Annotated in this window: 16 protein-coding genes; 9 read left to right on the forward strand and 7 right to left on the reverse strand. The window is 59.7% G+C overall.

Translation table 11 applies throughout. The annotated features are described in order from the left end of the window. Positions 1-290 precede the first annotated feature (290 nt). From EXR36_00675 to dusA, 3 genes are all read right to left on the reverse strand, one after another. Positions 291-935, reverse strand: a complete 645-nt coding sequence (locus EXR36_00675) for a hypothetical protein (protein MSQ58193.1) — start codon at positions 933-935, stop codon at positions 291-293. A gap of 99 nt (positions 936-1,034) precedes the next feature. Continuing rightward, complete coding sequence (locus EXR36_00680; protein ID MSQ58194.1) at positions 1,035-2,531, reverse strand: M81 family peptidase; 1,497 nt, start codon at positions 2,529-2,531, stop codon at positions 1,035-1,037. Positions 2,532-2,548: 17 nt separating this feature from the next. Further along, positions 2,549-3,511 carry a tRNA dihydrouridine(20/20a) synthase DusA gene (gene dusA / locus EXR36_00685; protein MSQ58195.1) on the reverse strand — a complete coding sequence of 321 codons (963 nt, stop codon included), beginning with the start codon at positions 3,509-3,511 and terminating at the stop codon, positions 2,549-2,551. A gap of 487 nt (positions 3,512-3,998) precedes the next feature. Here dusA and EXR36_00690 point away from each other — a divergent pair, with 487 nt between their 5' ends. Together EXR36_00690 and EXR36_00695 are read left to right on the forward strand one after the other, a co-directional pair. Further along, a complete protein-coding gene (locus EXR36_00690) occupies positions 3,999-4,778 on the forward strand; it encodes a 3-hydroxybutyrate dehydrogenase (protein ID MSQ58196.1) in 780 nt (259 codons plus the stop codon). A 24-nt stretch (positions 4,779-4,802) separates the two neighbouring features. After that, a complete protein-coding gene (locus EXR36_00695; GenBank protein MSQ58197.1) occupies positions 4,803-5,207 on the forward strand; it encodes a CDGSH iron-sulfur domain-containing protein in 405 nt (134 codons plus the stop codon). Position 5,208: 1 nt separating this feature from the next. On the opposite strand, the gene EXR36_00700 is transcribed toward EXR36_00695, so the two are convergent. Together EXR36_00700 and EXR36_00705 are read right to left on the reverse strand one after the other, a co-directional pair. Next, positions 5,209-6,480: a class A beta-lactamase-related serine hydrolase gene (locus EXR36_00700; GenBank protein ID MSQ58198.1), complete on the reverse strand. Its 1,272-nt coding sequence runs from the start codon at positions 6,478-6,480 to the stop codon at positions 5,209-5,211. A gap of 179 nt (positions 6,481-6,659) precedes the next feature. Beyond that, positions 6,660-7,763 (reverse strand): 3-deoxy-7-phosphoheptulonate synthase, encoded by a 1,104-nt coding sequence (locus EXR36_00705; GenBank protein ID MSQ58199.1) that lies wholly within the window; start codon positions 7,761-7,763, stop codon positions 6,660-6,662. A 100-nt stretch (positions 7,764-7,863) separates the two neighbouring features. Here EXR36_00705 and EXR36_00710 point away from each other — a divergent pair, with 100 nt between their 5' ends. Beyond that, the gene (locus tag EXR36_00710; protein ID MSQ58200.1) at positions 7,864-8,910 is read left to right on the forward strand and encodes a hypothetical protein; all 1,047 of its coding nucleotides are present in this window, start codon (positions 7,864-7,866) and stop codon (positions 8,908-8,910) included. Between the two features lie 60 nt (positions 8,911-8,970). After that, positions 8,971-9,726, forward strand: a complete 756-nt coding sequence (locus tag EXR36_00715) for a carbonic anhydrase family protein (protein ID MSQ58201.1) — start codon at positions 8,971-8,973, stop codon at positions 9,724-9,726. A 37-nt stretch (positions 9,727-9,763) separates the two neighbouring features. Here EXR36_00715 and EXR36_00720 read toward each other — a convergent pair whose 3' ends face one another. Beyond that, a complete protein-coding gene (locus tag EXR36_00720) occupies positions 9,764-10,090 on the reverse strand; it encodes an NIPSNAP family protein (GenBank protein ID MSQ58202.1) in 327 nt (108 codons plus the stop codon). Positions 10,091-10,317: 227 nt separating this feature from the next. Here EXR36_00720 and EXR36_00725 point away from each other — a divergent pair, with 227 nt between their 5' ends. From EXR36_00725 to EXR36_00740, 4 genes are all read left to right on the forward strand, one after another. Further along, a complete protein-coding gene (locus EXR36_00725; GenBank protein ID MSQ58203.1) occupies positions 10,318-10,671 on the forward strand; it encodes a zinc ribbon domain-containing protein in 354 nt (117 codons plus the stop codon). Between the two features lie 9 nt (positions 10,672-10,680). Continuing rightward, positions 10,681-11,307: a DUF502 domain-containing protein gene (locus EXR36_00730; GenBank protein ID MSQ58204.1), complete on the forward strand. Its 627-nt coding sequence runs from the start codon at positions 10,681-10,683 to the stop codon at positions 11,305-11,307. 68 nt (positions 11,308-11,375) lie between these two features. Further along, entirely contained in the window at positions 11,376-13,154 is a 1,779-nt protein-coding gene (gene aspS / locus EXR36_00735; GenBank protein ID MSQ58205.1) for an aspartate--tRNA ligase, read from the forward strand. A gap of 6 nt (positions 13,155-13,160) precedes the next feature. Continuing rightward, positions 13,161-15,038 carry a hypothetical protein gene (locus tag EXR36_00740; GenBank protein ID MSQ58206.1) on the forward strand — a complete coding sequence of 626 codons (1,878 nt, stop codon included), beginning with the start codon at positions 13,161-13,163 and terminating at the stop codon, positions 15,036-15,038. A gap of 36 nt (positions 15,039-15,074) precedes the next feature. Here EXR36_00740 and EXR36_00745 read toward each other — a convergent pair whose 3' ends face one another. Beyond that, entirely contained in the window at positions 15,075-15,281 is a 207-nt protein-coding gene (locus EXR36_00745) for a hypothetical protein (protein ID MSQ58207.1), read from the reverse strand. Positions 15,282-15,559: 278 nt separating this feature from the next. Between EXR36_00745 and EXR36_00750 the strand changes: the two genes are divergently transcribed. After that, entirely contained in the window at positions 15,560-17,818 is a 2,259-nt protein-coding gene (locus EXR36_00750) for a lysine decarboxylase (GenBank protein ID MSQ58208.1), read from the forward strand. Positions 17,819-17,839 lie beyond the last annotated feature (21 nt).

The raw sequence follows: 17,839 nt of genomic DNA on the forward strand, positions 1-17,839 counted from the left end.
CTATGCATGGTTGTTGACTACTTGCCGGCCCAACGCTAAAGTTCCCTCGGATAGGGGGAGATTACCTTGCCACTTTGTAGCCGCTGCTTTTTTAGCCGAGTATGAAACTAGCGATCGTTGCGTTGTTTTTATTTGTCTTGCCTGCCACCTCCACGGCACAACAAATCGACCCGGTGGAAGCAGTTCACCGCGAGCGCCGCCATTGACAACGTGTTCGGCGAGAAATACGAAGAGTTCGTGGGTTTCACCAACCCCGGGCGGCGCTTCCGCGTCTCGGTATCTGCCGCCTTTTAGAAAGCCGGTTCCACTGCCGCCAGCCGCCAAGCGTCCGCATCGGCTTCGCGCGTGAGGCGCCAGCGTAATGGCGTTTTGCGCGGCGGTAGGCTGGCAGGCGTACCGTCGTATCGCAGGCTGGCGAGGTCGCTCGCATCAAGGTTGAATACCGGTTCGATGAACTCCGCCGGCTGCTCATGAGCCTTCGCATGACGCCGGCGGCGCCATAGAAATTCCGCACCGGCGAGGATGACCGCCGCGGCCAATGCGGACCACAGTAGGGACGGCGCTTTCTTAACCGGCGCTGCAATGTTCGCCGGGATGGCGGTAGGCCCCGCGATTTGAACTGGAGCGGAGGCTGGGGCACGCACAGGCAGCAGGCGCGCGGGCCGAACCGGTTTCTTGGCTTCCTTGGTGGCGAGTGTCTTGGCCGAAGACAATTTTGGCGCTGGCCCGGCCTTGCCTTTGGCTGCTTTCGTGACGGCTTTGGCGCTGGGAAGAGGCTTGTGTGGCTTGCGCTTCATTACCTCGGCTCGGGAGGGCTTGGCGCTGTTAGCGGTTTCGGCGCCTGATACGACTGTGCTTCCCAGCCATGCAAGGTTGATGGAGAAAAACACCGCGAGGCTCGCAATGATGCGCCAGCGGCGAGGCCTATTACTCAAGATTGAGTTCTAAGTGCGCAATCAGGTAGCGGTATGTCCCGGCCGCGTCAAACTAACGCGGGGCTATTGTAAGCCTTCATTCCGCTGGCATGTGCGGCCTCAGCGCGCGAAGGCCTTTCCTTGCGGCTTGAGCCTGATACCTTCGCGCAGATTGCGCCAAGGATACTCGCTGGGGTCGGCCAGCATGGGGCCAGGGGCTTTGCACACCAGGATTTCATGGGCGATGGGGGCGAAGTCGGCGCGGAAATGCACCGAACTCTTATTCACGAGGATAGCCTGCCGCGCGGGTTCGATGCCGATGAAGCGGTACATCTGCTGGTCCGCCAGTTGAACCTTGCTCGACGCCACGACGATCTGCACGCCGCCAAGGCGCAGCCGCGCGCAAGGCCCTAGGTTCATGCGCGCGCCTCGGTAGAAGGGGCCGGTGCAGGTGAGTTTGCCATCGGACAATTGCTCTACCTCAAAACGCGCCGGCAAAGGCGCATCACCGGGAATACCGGATTTGCCCCCGAGCGCGATCTCGATGGAGTTTCCTGGGCCCGCGGCGTGGGCGGCTTGCGCGGCAGCGTGATCCACGATCAATCCGATCGCGGCGTTTTGTGCGTTGGCGCCCACCAGCGCCCGCAGCATCCCCATGGTGTCGGAGTCGCCCCCAGCGCCAGGATTGTCTTGCGTATCGGCGATGACGACGGGCCTTGTGGCATTGGAGGCGATGGCGATTGCCCGCCGGACTCCGTCCTCCGGCGAATAGACGATGCTATCGAAAGCGGCCTCTCTTTCTTCCACCAAGCGCAGCAAAGTGTCCGCGGATTCTTGCGCGCGCGAATGGTTCTCCCCGTAGACAAATACGCGCGGGCCGCATTCGGGAAAGTCGGCGGCGGGAAATCCGGGCGTGAAAGAGAGCGATACGATTCCCTTGCCCTCCATCTTGGCGAGTTCGGCGTAGATGGACTTCGTGGGTTCGAGCATGGTGGACTGCGCTTGCAGCGGGATCAGAAACGGCACGCGGCGGCTGGCGAGGGCGGGACGTGCCATGCCATCCAGGAGGCGCATGAGATAGTGCGCGGCGCGCGCGCCCGTTTCCGCCATGTCGGTGTGCGGATAGGTGCGATAGGCGATGAGCACATCGGCCAGGCGAAGCATCTTGCGCGTGACGTTCGCGTGCAGATCCAAGCTTGCGACGACGGGTGTTTTGTCGCCCACGACCGCGCGCACGCGCGCCAGGAGTTCGCCTTCGCCATCTTGCATATGCTCCGCCACCATCGCGCCGTGAAGGTCCAGGTAGACGGCGTCCACGGCGCCGGCGCCCTGGAGTCTTTCGATGATGATGGCAGCGATGCGCTCGAAGGCATCCTCGGTGACATGGGCGGACGGGCTGGCGGCGGCCCACGCGGTGGGAATGAGTTGGTGGGACGTGGCTTTCACCGCCTCGATGAATCCGGCGATGGGCAAATTGATACCAGCCACGCCGTCGAATAGGTCCGGGCCTTGGAGCAACGGCGGCCAGCCTCCTCCGCGCATGAACTCCTCGAAGGTGGCTTTACTGGGAGCGAAGGTGTTGGTTTCGTGCTGAAAACCCCCGATGGCGATTCGCATGGATTATTTCCTCAAGGCTAGGGCGCTGCCGCCGCGGTATCGTGCAACTCGGAAAATTCGCTTATCGCATGCCGCAGCGCGGTTACACTATTTTTCGCCAACAGCGAGCTATCCGACATGAGCCGGCGAATGTTCCGCGCGCCGGGCTGGCCGTGATAGAGCCCCAACAGATGGCGCGTAATGGCGCGCAAGGGCGTGCCCAGGGCGCGTTCTTCGTCCGCGTAACTCAGCATGTTCTCCAGCACCTCGTCGCGCGTGGGTAACTTGGCAGATGAGGGAAATAGCAAACTGTCCAGTCGCGCCAGCAAAAAAGAATGATGATAGGCCGCCCGCCCCAGCATGACACCATCCACGCCGGCTAGGTGCTGCTGTGCGCTGGCCAGTGTATCGAGCCCGCCGTTGATGACGATCTCCAACTCCGGAAACTCGCGCTTGAGGCGGTAGACGTAATCGTACTTGAGCGGCGGCACGCTGCGGTTGTCCTTGGGGCTCAAGCCCTTCAACACGGCGTTGCGGGCGTGAACAATGAACGTTCGGCAACCGGCGGCGGCCACTGTGCCCACGAAATCCCGCACGAATTCGTAAGCTTCGATGTGGTCGATGCCAAGCCGGTGTTTGACGCTCACCGGAACGCTCACAGAATCGCACATGGCCTTGACGCAATCAGCCACCAGCGTGGGTTCGGCCATGAGGCATGCGCCGAAGGCGCCGCGTTGCACGCGTTCGGACGGGCACCCGCAGTTCAAGTTGACTTCGTCGTACCCCCATTGCTCGCCCAGTTTCGCGCAGTGGGCGAGATCAACCGGTTCGCTGCCGCCCAACTGCAACGCGACAGGATGTTCTTCGCCGCGAAAATCCAAGTGGCGCGCGATATCGCCGTGTAGCAAGGCGCCCGTGGGCACCATCTCGGTGAAGACCACTGCGTGAGGAGCCAACTGGCGGAAATAGTAGCGGCAATGCCGGTCGGACCAATCCATCATGGGTGCCGTGCAGAGCCGGTGATTCAGTGCAGTCAAAAGGCGCGTCCTAAGTTGGAAAATAAGTTGCAAAAATCAAACTGGTGAAGTTCATTTTTCATTAGGGCTATGCAAACCGCATTAAAAGGGATCACAATTCGAGAAATCTCCCGCATGCACAGGGGCAACGTGAAGGCGGAGAATGGGCGGTAGAAAAAATATGGATGTGCGCACTTTTTTTCGATTTGCGGAGGAAGTTACGTGGCATATTTCTGTATGAAATGCGGCCAACTTTTTGTATCCAAGGACGCCGCTGCGTGCTTGCAGTGCAATTCCCAGTGGGGAGGAGAAGATTCCTTGCTGGGATATCTGAGCGATATTACAGGCTCGCCTAATACGAATGGCCCGGCCAAGCCCGCAAGCCAGCTCGAATTCGAGTACGAGCCCTCGAGGCGAACGGGAACCTGAACTTGTTAGACTCTGCCTTTGACCGAGTAAGGGCGGAGTGGGCATGTTGAAGGGAAAGACAGCGCTGGTTACGGGTTCGACCAGCGGCATTGGTTGGGGAATCGCGCAGGCGCTCGCCGCGCGCGGGTGTAATGTCGTGCTGAATGGTTTTGGACAATCGGCGCAGATTGAATCCATGCGAGCTTCGCTTGAGCGCGGGCACGGAGTGCGCGCGCATTATCACGGTGCCGACATGACTCAGGCGCCCCAAGTTCGAGCCATGGTGGCCGATGCCACCGCCCGCTTCGGCGCGATCGGTGTCTTGGTGAACAACGCAGGTATTCAGCATGTGGCGCCCGTGGACGAGTTTCCCGAAGACAAATGGGATGCCATCCTCGCCATCAATCTAAGCTCCGCCTTTCACGCCATCAAGGCGGCGTTGCCGTCCATGAAAAAAACAGGGTGGGGACGGATCATCAACATCGCCTCGGCCCATGGTCTGGTGGCCTCGCCGAACAAATCGGCGTATATCGCCGCCAAACACGGATTGGTGGGGCTGACCAAGACCGTGGCCCTGGAGACGGCGGGCATGGGCATTACCTGTAACGCCATCTGCCCTGGCTTCGTGTTGACGCCCCTGGTGGAGAAACAAATCGCCGATCAAGCGGCTGCCCATGGTCTGGAGCGAGACGCCGCCGCCAAGATGATGCTCGAACGCCAGCCTAACAAGTCTTTTGTAAAGATCGAAGAGGTCGCCGCCCTTGCGGCATTCTTAGCCTCCGAGGATGCCGCGTCCATCACCGGATCCACGATGTCAGTGGACGGTGGATGGGTAGCTCAATAGCGCCATCCACCCACGAGGAGCACCATGAACAAAGTAACCTTGACCATGAACGGTTCGCTACATTGCACTGGCGCCATCGAGGTGTCCGATGCCCAGGGCAAATTATTGAAGAGCGCGGCGGAGCTGTGGCTGTGCCGCTGCGGGGCTTCCGGCAATAAGCCCTACTGCGATGGCAGCCACAAAGGGACGGGTTTTCTGGATGAAGGTCTGCCAGTCGCGGGGGAGCTTGGGCCCGCGGCCGCCGGCGCAGCCCTCAAAGTGACCCTAAGAGAGGATGGTCCGTTGAAATGTTCGGGCCCCTTCGAGATTGCCGGTGCTGACGGGCGCATCGCATGGCGTGGCACGGACACAGCATTGTGCCGCTGTGGTGCGTCGGAGAAAAAACCGTTCTGCGATGGCACTCACCGGCGCACCGGTTTCAAGTCCTGACCTACTTCATCAGGCTCTGGTACACGAGGCTTCTGAATAAAATCCTGTACTGCACGCGCTGCTCGGGCGATTGCATCATCATCACAGGCACGAGTTGTTCCTTGGGATCGACCCAGAATGCCGTGCCCGCGTAACCGCCCCAATTGAATTCGCCCACGCTGCTCGGCCATTGAGATAGGCCCGTGTCCTTGCGCACGCCAAAGCCCAGGCCAAAGCCGTAGCCCGGACCGGGAATGAAGAAGCTACCTTGGCTGATTTTGTCGCCCACGTGGTCCGAGGCCATGTAGGCCACGGTCTTCGGTCCCAGGATGCGGGCGCCTTCCAATTCACCGCCGTTGGCGAGCATTTGCGCGAAGCGTAGATAGTCTCCCGCGGTGGAGACGAGGCCATGGCCGCCGGCGAACATGGCCGGGGGCTTGGTGACGTCGAGCAACTCGGCGGCTTTTCCGGTGGCGGGATCTATTTGCGGCTGCGCGATACGTGATTGCTTTTCCGGCGGCACGTGAAAGGCCGTATCGGTCATCTTCAGCGGCGCGAAAATTCGCTCCTGCAAGAACACATCCAAGGATTGCCCCGAGGCTACTTCCACGACGCGCCCCAGAATATCGCTGGAATGACCATACTCCCATGACGTTCCCGGCTCGAAGCACAGGGGTAATTGCGCGACGGCTTTGGAAAAGGCGTCGAGCGTGAGCGTGGGGGAGAACAAGTTCGCTTCCTTGTACATATTCTGCACGTGGTAGCGCACGGGCGTGAACACGCCGTAAGGCATGCCCGAAGTGTGGCGCAGCAAATCCTGCACGGTGATGGGCCGCTTGGCCGGCACGGTGCTGAAGGTCATCTTGCCGGTGGCGGGGTCGGTGGTTTCCACGCCCACCTTCATCTCCTTGAACTCAGGCAGGTACTTTGAAATGGGCTCCTGCAAGGTGAGTTTGCCTTCTTCCACGAGGATCATCGCCGCCACGCTGACGACGGGCTTGGTCATGGAATAGGCGCGGAAGATGGAATCGGTGCGCATGGGGACGGCTCTGGCCTTGTCCTGCATACCGAAGCCCTTGCTGTAGACCAGCTTGCCATTTCGCGCCAGCATGACCACGACACCGGGTAAGTCGTCCTTATCGATGGCCTTTTGCATCACCTGGGTGAGGCGCTGCAAGCGCTCCGAGGACATGCCCGTGGATTCCGGCGTGGCTTCGGGCAGCGGTGCGGCGAAGGCGGGCAGGTATAACAGCCAAGCCGCGAGAATGAGTGTGAGCAGCCGGTTCGGGAACATCGGGGCCTCCAGTTTTTATTGATTGCAAAGCAGTTGAACCTCAGAGGCACAGAGACACAGAGAGATACGAAAATTTGGCGAGTTTCCGTCGTTCTCGTGCTGCAAATTTGCATGAGATCCCGGTTTTCTCTGTGCCTCTGTGCCTCCGTGGTGAGGTTTCTTGTGCCTAGGGCAACGAGCTATCCGTTGATGCGGCGGACTTCGGCCAAGCGCGGTACCCGCTTGGGCAATGCATCCTTTAGCTTGTTGCGCGTGTCGAGCAACAGCTTCTCCGTGGTGGGCCAATCGATGCAGGCATCCGTGACGGAAACGCCGTACTTCAGCTTCGACAAGTCGGATGGAATGGATTGATTGCCGAAATTGATGTGGCTTTCCAGCATGGTGCCGACGATGGATTGGTTACCGTCGATGATCTGGTGGGCCACGTCGTTCATCACCAGGGGTTGCAGGGCGGCATCCTTGTTGGAATTGGCATGGCTGCAATCCACCATGATGTTGGGCGCCAGCTTGTTCTTGGCCAGATCTTTTTCTACGACGGCAATGGTGACTGAATCGTAGTTGGGGCCCTTGCTACCGCCGCGCAAGACGATGTGCCCGTAGGCATTGCCCTTGGTGCGCATGACGGAGACCTGGCCGGATTTGTTGATGCCCAGGAAACTGTGCGGGCTCGATACGGATAAAAGCGCGTTGATGGCCACTTGCAGGCCGCCGTCGGTGCCGTTCTTGAAGCCCACGGGCGTGGAAAGGCCGCTTGCCATTTCGCGGTGAGTCTGGGATTCCGTGGTGCGCGCGCCGATGGCGCTCCAGGAAATGAGATCCCCCAGATATTGCGGGGAGATGGGGTCCAGCGCCTCGGTGCCCGTGGGCAAGCCCAGCTCGGCGATGTCGAGGAGCAGTTTGCGGGCGCGCAGCAAGCCTTCGGCGATATCGAAGGAATCGTTCATGTGAGGATCGTTGATCAAGCCCTTCCAGCCCACGGTGGTACGCGGCTTCTCGAAATAGACTCGCATAATGACGAGAAGCGTGCCGGATACTTGATCCGACACCTTCTTCAATTTCTGGGCGTAGTCCATGGCTGCCACGGTATCGTGGATGGAGCACGGGCCCACGACTACCATCAAGCGGTGATCCTCGCGGTCTAGAATGCGTTCCACCGCCGCGCGCCCCTCCAGTACCACGCGCTCGGCGCGCTCGGTCAAAGGCAGCTTGAGCTTGATCTCGTCGGGTGTGGGCAGTACTTCCTGCGCCGCGACGTTGACGTTGTAAACCAGCTTCTCGTCCATCATCGATTCCTGAAGTTTATTTCCGGTCCCCGATTCTACGCAATCGCGCGCGCGGGCGGCAACGCTAAACCGAAGCAAGTGCCTGCCGATAACTCGGGCTGTGCCCACGAATATTGCGAAATCCATGCGAGCCATGCCCCTGTCCTTTGTCCTTCTGGCCAGTTTCTGGGCCGGGTTTGCCATTGCTGCGTCTTGGTCCACAGTTGCCCGTAACGGCGAATCCGTGGTGGAAATCGACTCCGGCAGCCTCACCCGAAAGGGGCAGACGGTGCGCGCCTGGAGCCGCCAAGTCTACGGCGAGGACCAACCTTTGCCCTTGGGAGATCCGCCCTTTCGCGCTGTACGCTACCTCTACAGCTATGAATGCGGCAAGCGTTCCGCCCTATTGATCCGGCGCACCTACGTCAACGAGCAAGGCGAACCCATCAAGGACCAATTGCTCGAAGGCCTCGAAATGGCCAAGGACATCGTCCCCGGCACGTTGCAAGAGCGTGTTTACGATCAGGCATGCAAGGCAGCCAAGGAGACGGTGGCGCAGAAGGGGCCGGCGGCGAAGGCCACGGCTGCGGATGGGCAGAAGCCCACGGGCAAACCCAGCGCCGCACTGGCGAAGGAGGGGAAAGACGATCCCTTGGCCGAGCCCGCGAATGCCGAACCGGCCAGCGATGGGACGGGCCACGATGAGCCACAACCTGAACACGCGAAGTCCAAGCTCCCCGCCAAGTCGCCCTCCAAGCCGGCGAGCAAACGCGCCAAGCCCATGCTGGTTGCCAAGGCCAAGGCCGCGAAGGAAGAAGAAGCGCCCTCGGCCGGTCGTGCAGAGGCCGCCGAGAGCGAGCATGAGGCCGGTAGCCCTGCCAATGAGCAGAGCAAGTCCGAGAAGGTGGCGGTGGCCGAGAAGAAATCCAAACACGACGAAGAGTGCGACAACTGCGAAGACGGCGAAGCGGCCGCCGAGGACAAGCCAAGCACACCTTTGCCCCCCCGCCCGCTGGTAAAACCATTGTGGCGGGTTGTTTCAGATCCCGATCGCGGCTTGATTTACGAATTCGCCACCCACAGCGGGGCAGCGGCGAAAGCGAAGGAATTTGCCGAGGATCGCGTGGCGCGAGGGTATAATTATTGTACATTTATTAATTATTATTGATGCGAATAGTGATAATAATTTATGTGAAAAATCCATTGTTCGTTACGACTGGGGCTGGAGATGAATATGCGCTTCTTTAGGCTTGCGCTTTGCCTTGCTCTTCCAGAGCTATTGGCTGGCTGCGGGACCTTTTTCGGCAAGACTGATTGGGACTACCAGGGCAACAATGGCCCGCAGAACTGGGGGAAGCTCAGCTCGGAGTTCGCCGCCTGCGCAAGCGGAAAGTACCAATCGCCCATCGACATCAAGGATGGCATCCGGCTCAGTCTGGAGCCCGTCGAGTTCGATTACAAGCCCAGCCAGCTACGGATTTTGGATAATGGCCACACGGTGCAGGTCAATTACGCCGAGGGCAGCTCGATCACCGTGAGTGGAGAAAAATACACCCTTACGGAGTTTCACTTCCACAAGCCCTCGGAGGAGCGCATCGCGGGCTTGGCCTTCGACATGGTGGCGCACCTAACGCACAAGAACGGGACCGGGCAACTGGCCGTGGTGGCGGTGATGCTGCGAAACGGCGCCCCCAATCCGCTGATACAGACACTTTGGACGCATCTGCCGCTACAACAGGGTAAGGAAGGCGGGCCGCCGAACGTGAAGATAGATGCTGCCCAATTGCTGCCCGCCGACCGTTCTTACTACACTTTCATGGGGTCGCTGACGACGCCCCCTTGCACAGAGGGCGTGTTGTGGCTGGTGATGAAGAACCCCATGCAGGTCTCGCGCTCCCAGATCGCCGCCTTCGACCATTTGTACGAAGCCAACGCCCGTCCGTTGCAACCAGCCAACCGGCGGCTCATCAAGGAATCGCTGTAAAGCCGGATGCCGTGGCGCAATCGCCGCGGCATCCGGCTTACTTCATCTTCGAATAGGCGGTCGGCGCGAGGAACATATTCTCTATGTGCTCCACCAAGGGGCCATTCTTCTCGGTCTCCGCGCGCGCGCTGAGCCAAGCGGGGTCGGTGGCGAACACATTCCACTTACGCTCGCGGTCCGCCATGCTCTCCCATTCCAGGATGTAGTAGAGCGCGTTGTTGCTGGGCCCCACGGCAACGGTCCAAAAGCCCACCTGCTTGATGCCGTGCTTTTCCCACATCTTGAGCGTGATGTTGGCGAAGCGGTTATTCAGATCGGGCAACCGGCCGGGGACCGCATGATAGATACGCATTTCGTAGAGCATGAACTCCTCCTATGAAGTAGGTGACGGATTCGCGAGTATGACAGAGGGCGGGCACCGAATTCGGTTGGAATTTCCAGGGCCGTACCTAAATTAGCCTGGAGGGAAGTCTCTCTAGGGTATACTTTTCATGAGTAATCAATGATATAAAGCTTTTGATCATTTTTGGTCACGCCCCATTCTTTGTTGCGCCCCGTTTCGATTGCAGCAAGTTTCAACCGAGGTTCCAGATGCCGATATACGAATACCGTTGTACCGCTTGCGGAGTAACGCGAGACATTCTCCAGAAGCTCTCCGATCCTCCCGCCACAGAGTGCGCGAGTTGCGGTAAGCACGCGCTCGCCAAGCAAGTCACCGCCGCCGGGTTTCAATTGAAGGGTTCCGGCTGGTACGCCACCGATTTCAAGAACAGCGGCGCCAAGCCCGCCGAGAAGAGCAAGTCTTCGGACAATGGCTCCGGCGACTCGGGTGCCAAGTCCAGTTCAGAGGGCAAGGCCCCGGACAAATCATCCACGGACTCCTCCAGCAAAGCGCCGGCGGCGTCCGCGCCCGCGCCCGCGGCGGGAAGCTCAACCTCCGAGTGACATGACCGGGTGAAGAAGTACCTCATCACCGGGTTGCTGATTTGGATCCCCCTGGTTATTACCATGTGGGTTCTGAGTCTGGTTGTCACCACCATGGACCAGAGCCTGCTGCTTTTGCCCGAGGCTTGGCGGCCCTCCACATGGATTGGCGTGCATGTTCCCGGCTTCGGGGTGATACTCACCCTGCTCGTGATTTTCTTGACGGGCATGCTCGCGGCCAACATTCTTGGCCAGCGGCTGGTGGAATTTTGGGAGAGCCTGCTGGCCCGGATTCCCGTGGTGAAAACCATCTACACCAGCGTGAAGCAAGTGTCCGATACGATTTTCTCCAGCAAGGGCGAGGCTTTTCGCAAGGCGGTGCTGGTGCGTTTTCCCCACAAGGATTCGTGGACCGTGGGTTTTCTCACGGGGGCGCCGGGGCATGAAATCACGCGCCGCCTCGGGGCGGGACATGTCAGTGTATTCGTTCCCACCACGCCCAATCCAACGTCGGGTTACATGATTATCGTGCCCAAGGCCGATACGGTGGAACTCGATATGAAAGTGGACGAAGCGCTCAAATACATCGTCTCCATGGGCGTGGCAGGGGCGCACGCTCAATCGCAAGCGCCGCGAAGCCATACAATCGCGCTCTAGGCAACAGACCTTTCCTTCATTGCCCGCCCCATTGGGGACGGGCTTAATTTTTAGAACAAGAAGTTTTCATGCGCACTAATTATTGTGGTTTCATCGACCGGGCCTACCTCGGCCAAACCGTAACGCTATATGGCTGGGTGCACCGCCGCCGCGATCACGGTGGCGTCATCTTCATCGATTTGCGCGACCGTGAAGGGCTGGTGCAGGTGGTGTGCGATCCCGATACGAAGGAAGCTTTCGCCACCGCCGACCGCGCGCGTAGCGAATACGTAATGCAGATCACCGGCCGCGTGCGTCCCCGGCCCGGGGGAACCGTCAACCCCAACTTGCGTAGCGGCGAGATCGAGGTGCTGGCGAAGGACATCGCCATCTTGAATCCATCGCTTCCCGTGCCTTTCCAGATCGACGACGAGAATCTCAACGAGAACGTGCGCCTGGAGCACCGCGTGCTCGATTTGCGCCGCCCCGACATGCAGCGCAATTTGCGCTTGCGTTACAAGGTGGCGCTGGCTGTGCGCAAGTTTCTCGACGAGAAGGGCTTCATCGACATCGAAACGCCGATGCTCACGCGTTCCACGCCCGAGGGCGCGCGCGACTATCTGGTGCCAAGCCGCGTGCATCCCGGCGAGTTCTTCGCCCTGCCGCAGTCGCCCCAGTTGTTCAAGCAATTGCTCATGATCGCGGGCTTCGACCGGTACTATCAAATCACGAAGTGTTTTCGCGACGAAGATCTGCGCGCGGACCGCCAGCCCGAATTCACGCAGATCGATATCGAGACCTCCTTCCTCGGCGTGCCCGAGATCACCGCCATCATGGAAGAGATGGTGGGCGTGGTGTTCAAGGAAACCATCGGCGTGCAATTGCCGCACCCCTTTCCGCGCATGACCTACGCCGATGCCATGGCCAAGTACGGTTCCGACAAGCCGGACTTGCGAGTGTCCCTGGAGATCACGGAACTCACCGATGCCATGAAGGAGGTGGAGTTCAAGGTGTTCAACAACGCCGCCAACATGGCGGGCGGGCGCGTGGCGGCGCTGCGCATTCCCGGCGGTGGCAACCTCCTCACGCGCGGCGAGATCGACGGGTTCACTCAATTCGTCGCCATCCACGGCGCCAAGGGATTGGCCTATATCAAGGTGAATGAGGTGGCCAAGGGCCGTGAGGGCTTGCAATCGCCCATCGTCAAGAATCTCTCCGATGCCGTGCTCAAAACGATCATCGAACGCACCGGCGCGCATGATGGCGATGTGATTTTCTTCGGCGCGGACAAGGCCAAGGTGGTGAACGAATCCCTGGGCGCCTTGCGCGTGAAGATCGGCCACGAGAAGGGCCTCGCGGTGAAGGAATGGCGGCCCTTGTGGGTCACGGACTTTCCCATGTTCGAGTGGAACGAGGAAGAAAAACGCTGGGATGCCTTGCACCACCCCTTCACCTCGCCGCAAGACGGCCACGAGGCTTATCTCGAATCCGATCCAGGCAAGGCCATCTCCAAGGGTTACGACATGGTGCTAAACGGCTGGGAGATCGGCGGGGGGTCCGTGCGTATTCACCGGCAAGAAGTGCAAGCGCGTGTATTCAGCGCGCTCAACATCGGGCCCGAGGAGCAGCGCAAGAAATTCGGCTTCTTATTGGATGCCCTGCAATACGGCGCGCCGCCCCATGGCGGTCTCGCGTTCGGATTGGACCGCATCGTGACCTTGATGACTGGCGCGACTTCCATCCGTGACGTCATCGCCTTCCCGAAAACCCAGCGCGCACAATGCTTGCTCACGCAGGCGCCCAACGAAGTGGACGAACGGCAATTGCGCGAACTGCACATCCGCATTCGTAAGCCGGAGAAGGCGTAACAGCCCTTGTTGTTTGCGCGGCTGCTATTGCTGGCAATATCGATCCACGGCTCCCGCTCGGGGGCCGTGGATGTCTTGACCAACAACTACGACAACCACCGAAGCGGCGCGAATCTGGAAGAGTCCATGCTCGACACGGCCAATGTCTCTCCGGAAACTTTTGGCCGCTTGTTCAGCTATCCGGTTGATGGCCCGGTCTTCAGCCAGCCCTTGATCGCGACTGGCGTTGAAATACCCGGGCAGGGCGCGCGCGACGTGGTCTACATCGCCACCGCCAATAATTCGGTATTTGCCTTCGATACGCAAGGCGAGGGCAAGGTACTGCTGTGGAAGCGCACCTTTGCGCAATTGCCCGGTGGGCGCGCAGCTATGGTGAGCGGAATTCTGAGCACGCCGGTCATCGATCGCGGCACCAGCTCGATTTATGTGGTCACCGGTTTCATGGATGGTTCCGAGGGCAAGTTCGTCTTGCACGCCTTGGACCTTGGCAGCGGCGCGGAGAAACACTTCGGCCCCGCGTTGATCCAAGGTTCGGTGAAAATCGATTCCACCGTCGTGCCTTTTCATCCCACCAACAAGCGCATCGCCGTTCAGCGTGCCGCGCTCGCCATCGCGCAAGGAAGACTTATCGTGGCCTTCGGCGGAGATTTCTTCGAGGGTTGGGTCTTCTCCTACGACAAAAATGACCTGCAAGCCGCGCCCCGCGCCTTTTGCACGATTTGCGCGAGCCGTGTGAGCGCCATTTCAAAAATCGATTATTTGGACGCTCACTGCATCCTCTTGGGACCCGGTGGCGGCATCTGGCAATCGGGACGCGGACCTGTCGTCGGAGACGACGGAACCGTCTACTTCTTCACCGGCAACAAGCAGCACGTCATCAAGGATGGCTGCAAGATACTGCCCAGCAATAATGCGTGCTCGCAGTGCGCCGGGCCGCAAGAATGTACTTGCAAGGTAAACCGCTCCGCTGGCGTGTGCCGTGGCCACGATGCCTGCCACGCGAACCAAGCGCGCGACGAGCGCCAATTCGATACGCACGATTCCTTGATCGCGCTCACCCCGGCACTGGATCTGGTGGGATGGTACCGGCCGGAGAATTGGAACGCCTCCGGGGTCAACGGCCTCGAATACAACGACCTGGATTTGGGGGGCTCCGGGCCCTTGCTCATTCCCGGTACCTCACGGCTGGCCGGCGGGGGCAAGCAAGGCGTCATGTATCTACTGGATATAAAACCAACCACGGAACCTTGCCAGCCATCGCTGGGGAGAAATTGCATAGCCGCGCGCGCGCTCCAGAGCTTTCAGGTGGCACCCATTCCGCTCCGGCCCAACGAGTATTACCGCCATATCCTCGGCGGCCCCGTGCTATGGGCCCGCCATGGCCAGGCAGGGGGCGCGCGCATGTTTGTGTGGCGCGAGAACGATACCCTAAGAAGTTATGCGGTCTCGGATGCGTTCGAAGGCTGCGACCAGAACAATCCCGCGCCCACGACGTCCCACGATTGTCCAGCCCTGGCGCGCAGCGAGGACTACATCGACCATCACCCTGGCGGGATTCTCGCGCTCTCCGCTCATGGTGGCGAGCCCTCATCCGCCATCGTGTGGGCCGCCAAGCACAACTCCATGAGCGGCCCGGCCAAACTCATGGCCTTCAAGGCATCGCCGGATGCGGCGGCCCCAGGGCAACTGGCGAAGATATGGGACAGCAGTTATTGCGAAGGCGATGCCTTGGTCGCGGGATCGGAGTTTGTGCCGCCTACCGTGGCCAATGGCAAGGTATATCTAGCCACCGGAGCGGGCCGGGTGGAAGTGTTCGGATCGATCCCTAAACGCGAATGCGTGCGGCAGGCATTGCCGGCGAATTTTGGCCCGATGATGCAGTAGAAGATCCATTCGGGGCATCGGCAACAGCATGCTCGGCTAGCGCTCTCCCGCATCCGCGTCCTTGGCCCGTTGCTGGGTTTGAGCCATGGCATGGCCGATTTTCTGTTGGGCTTGTTCCATGGTTTTCTTTCCCTGTTCCGCCTCCTGCTTCTTGGCGGCACCAACCGTGGCGGCGGTGGTGGCGGTTTCCAGGCCGCAGCCAGAGAGCGTTAAGAGAAGCATGGTGGCAAGGGCCTTGGTCATGAGGTTTCTCCGTGATGGGACAGTGGTACTTACCCGTTAAGGAGCCCCTCGTACAGCGAGAGATCTTCCTTCGAGAAGCAGCAGAAGGTAATTTCGGAGAGGGAACCGGGCGCTTGAATGAAATTTGATGTCACCCATCATGGCCTTCAGAGTGGTCATTAGTCCCTCGTCCGCGCTGCTTGCGTTGTAAGACAATATAGACCATCTCCAAAATTCTCATTTATCAATGCCCGCTTTGGGTTGATAATCCGCGCCTTTTCCTAGCCAACCGGACTCCCATGCGGTTTCGTTTTCCGATCGTCGTCATCGACGAGGACTTCCGTTCCGAGAACACCAGTGGTTTGGGGATTCGGGCCTTGGCCAAGGCCATCGAGGCCGAGAATGTCGAGGTCATAGGCGCCACCAGCTACGGCGACCTTTCCAGTTTCGCGCAACAGCAAAGCAAGGCCTCGGCGTTCATCCTTTCCATAGACGACGAGGAATTCGCCGCCACCAACAATGGCGATGATCCCGCCGTGGCCGCGCTGCGTGCCTTCGTGAAGGAGATCCGGCGGCGCAATACCGATATTCCCATTTTCCTGTATGGCGAGACGCGCACTTCGAGCCATATTCCCAACGACGTGCTGCGCGAGTTGCACGGCTTCATTCACATGTTCGAGGACACTCCGGAGTTTGTCGCCCGCTATATAGTGCGCGAGGCGAAGAACTATCTGGATAGCCTGGCGCCTCCCTTTTTTCGGGCGCTGACCCACTATGCGCAAGACAGTTCCTACTCATGGCATTGCCCGGGGCACTCGGGCGGGGTGGCGTTTCTAAAAAGCCCAGTGGGACATATGTTCCACCAGTTCTTCGGCGAAAATCTGCTGCGGGCGGACGTATGTAACGCGGTGGAGGAACTGGGCCAGTTGCTCGACCATACCGGCCCGGTGGCGGCGAGCGAACGCAACGCCGCGCGTATCTTCGGCGCGGATAATTTGTTTTTCGTGACCAACGGGACCTCGACTAGCAACAAGATTGTCTGGCACTACGTGGTCGCCCCCGGCGACATCGTGGTGGTGGACCGCAATTGCCACAAGTCGGTTTTGCACGCCATCACGATGACGGGCGCCATTCCCGTGTTCCTGATGCCCACGCGCAACCATTTCGGCATTATTGGGCCGATCCCGCTCGAAGAATTCACACCCGAATCGATCCAGAGAAAAATCGCCGCCAATCCGCTGATCAAGGGCACGGAGGGTAAGCCGCGCATCCTGACGCTGACGCAGAGCACCTACGACGGCGTCGTCTACAACGTCGAGACGCTGAAAGCCTTACTCGATGGCAAGGTCGATACGATGCACTTCGACGAAGCATGGCTGCCGCACGCGGCGTTCCACGAGTTCTACAAGGACATGCATGCCATCGGAGGGGTAAAGAACGGCCGCGCCCCCAACGAGCATTCGATGATCTTCGCCACGCATTCGACGCATAAGCTCCTGGCGGGGTTGTCGCAGGCTTCTCAAATTCTGATCCAGGATTCGGAGAACGAAAAACTGGACCGTTTCATGTTCAACGAGGCGTATTTGATGCACACCTCGACTTCCCCGCAGTACGCCATCATCGCTTCGTGCGATGTCGCCGCGGCGATGATGGAACCCCCTGGGGGTACCGCGCTGGTTGAGGAATCCCTCGCCGAGGCCATCGATTTTCGCCGTGCGATGCGCAAGGTCGGTGCCGAGTACGGGGACGACTGGTGGTTTCGCGTGTGGGGGCCAGACGACCTAGCCGAACTGGGTATAGGCGACCGAGAAGATTGGATGCTGAAGACCGGCGACAAATGGCACGGATTCGGCGAGATCGCGCCGGGATTCAATATGCTCGACCCGATCAAAGCCACCGTCATCACACCGGGACTTAACCTGAATGGCTCGTTCACGGACCCCGGCACTCCTGCCTGCGTGGTGACGAAGTACCTGGCCGAGCATGGCATCATCGTCGAGAAGACCGGTCTGTATTCGTTCTTCATCATGTTCACCATCGGCATCACCAAGGGCCGCTGGAACACGATGGTCACCGAATTGCAGCAATTCAAGGACGACTACGACCAGAACCAGCCCCTATGGCGAGTGTTGCCGGAGTTCATCCGCGCGCAACCGCAGTACGAAAAAATGGGCCTGCGCGAATTATGCGATGCCATCCACTCGGTCTACAAGGCCTACGACATCGCGCGCTTGACCACGCAGATGTATCTTTCCGAGATGGAGCCGGTGCTCATTCCCGCGCACGCCTACGCACACATGGCCCACAGCACCATCGATCGCGTGCCGGTGGATGATCTGGACGGGCGCGTGTCGGCCGTTCTGCTCACGCCGTATCCGCCCGGTATACCGCTCCTGATTCCAGGCGAGCGCATCAACGCCAAGATCGTGAATTACCTGAAGTTCGCGCGCGAGTACAACGCCAAGTTCCAGGGATTCGAGACCGACATTCACGGCTTGGTGAAGCTGAAAAAGAATGGCACGACCGAGTACTTCGTCGATTGTGTGCGCGCGGCGTAAGGATTTGAGAAAACCTTCACC

This window comes from Betaproteobacteria bacterium (assembly GCA_009693245.1).
Classification (GTDB): Bacteria; Pseudomonadota; Gammaproteobacteria; order Burkholderiales; family SHXO01; genus SHXO01.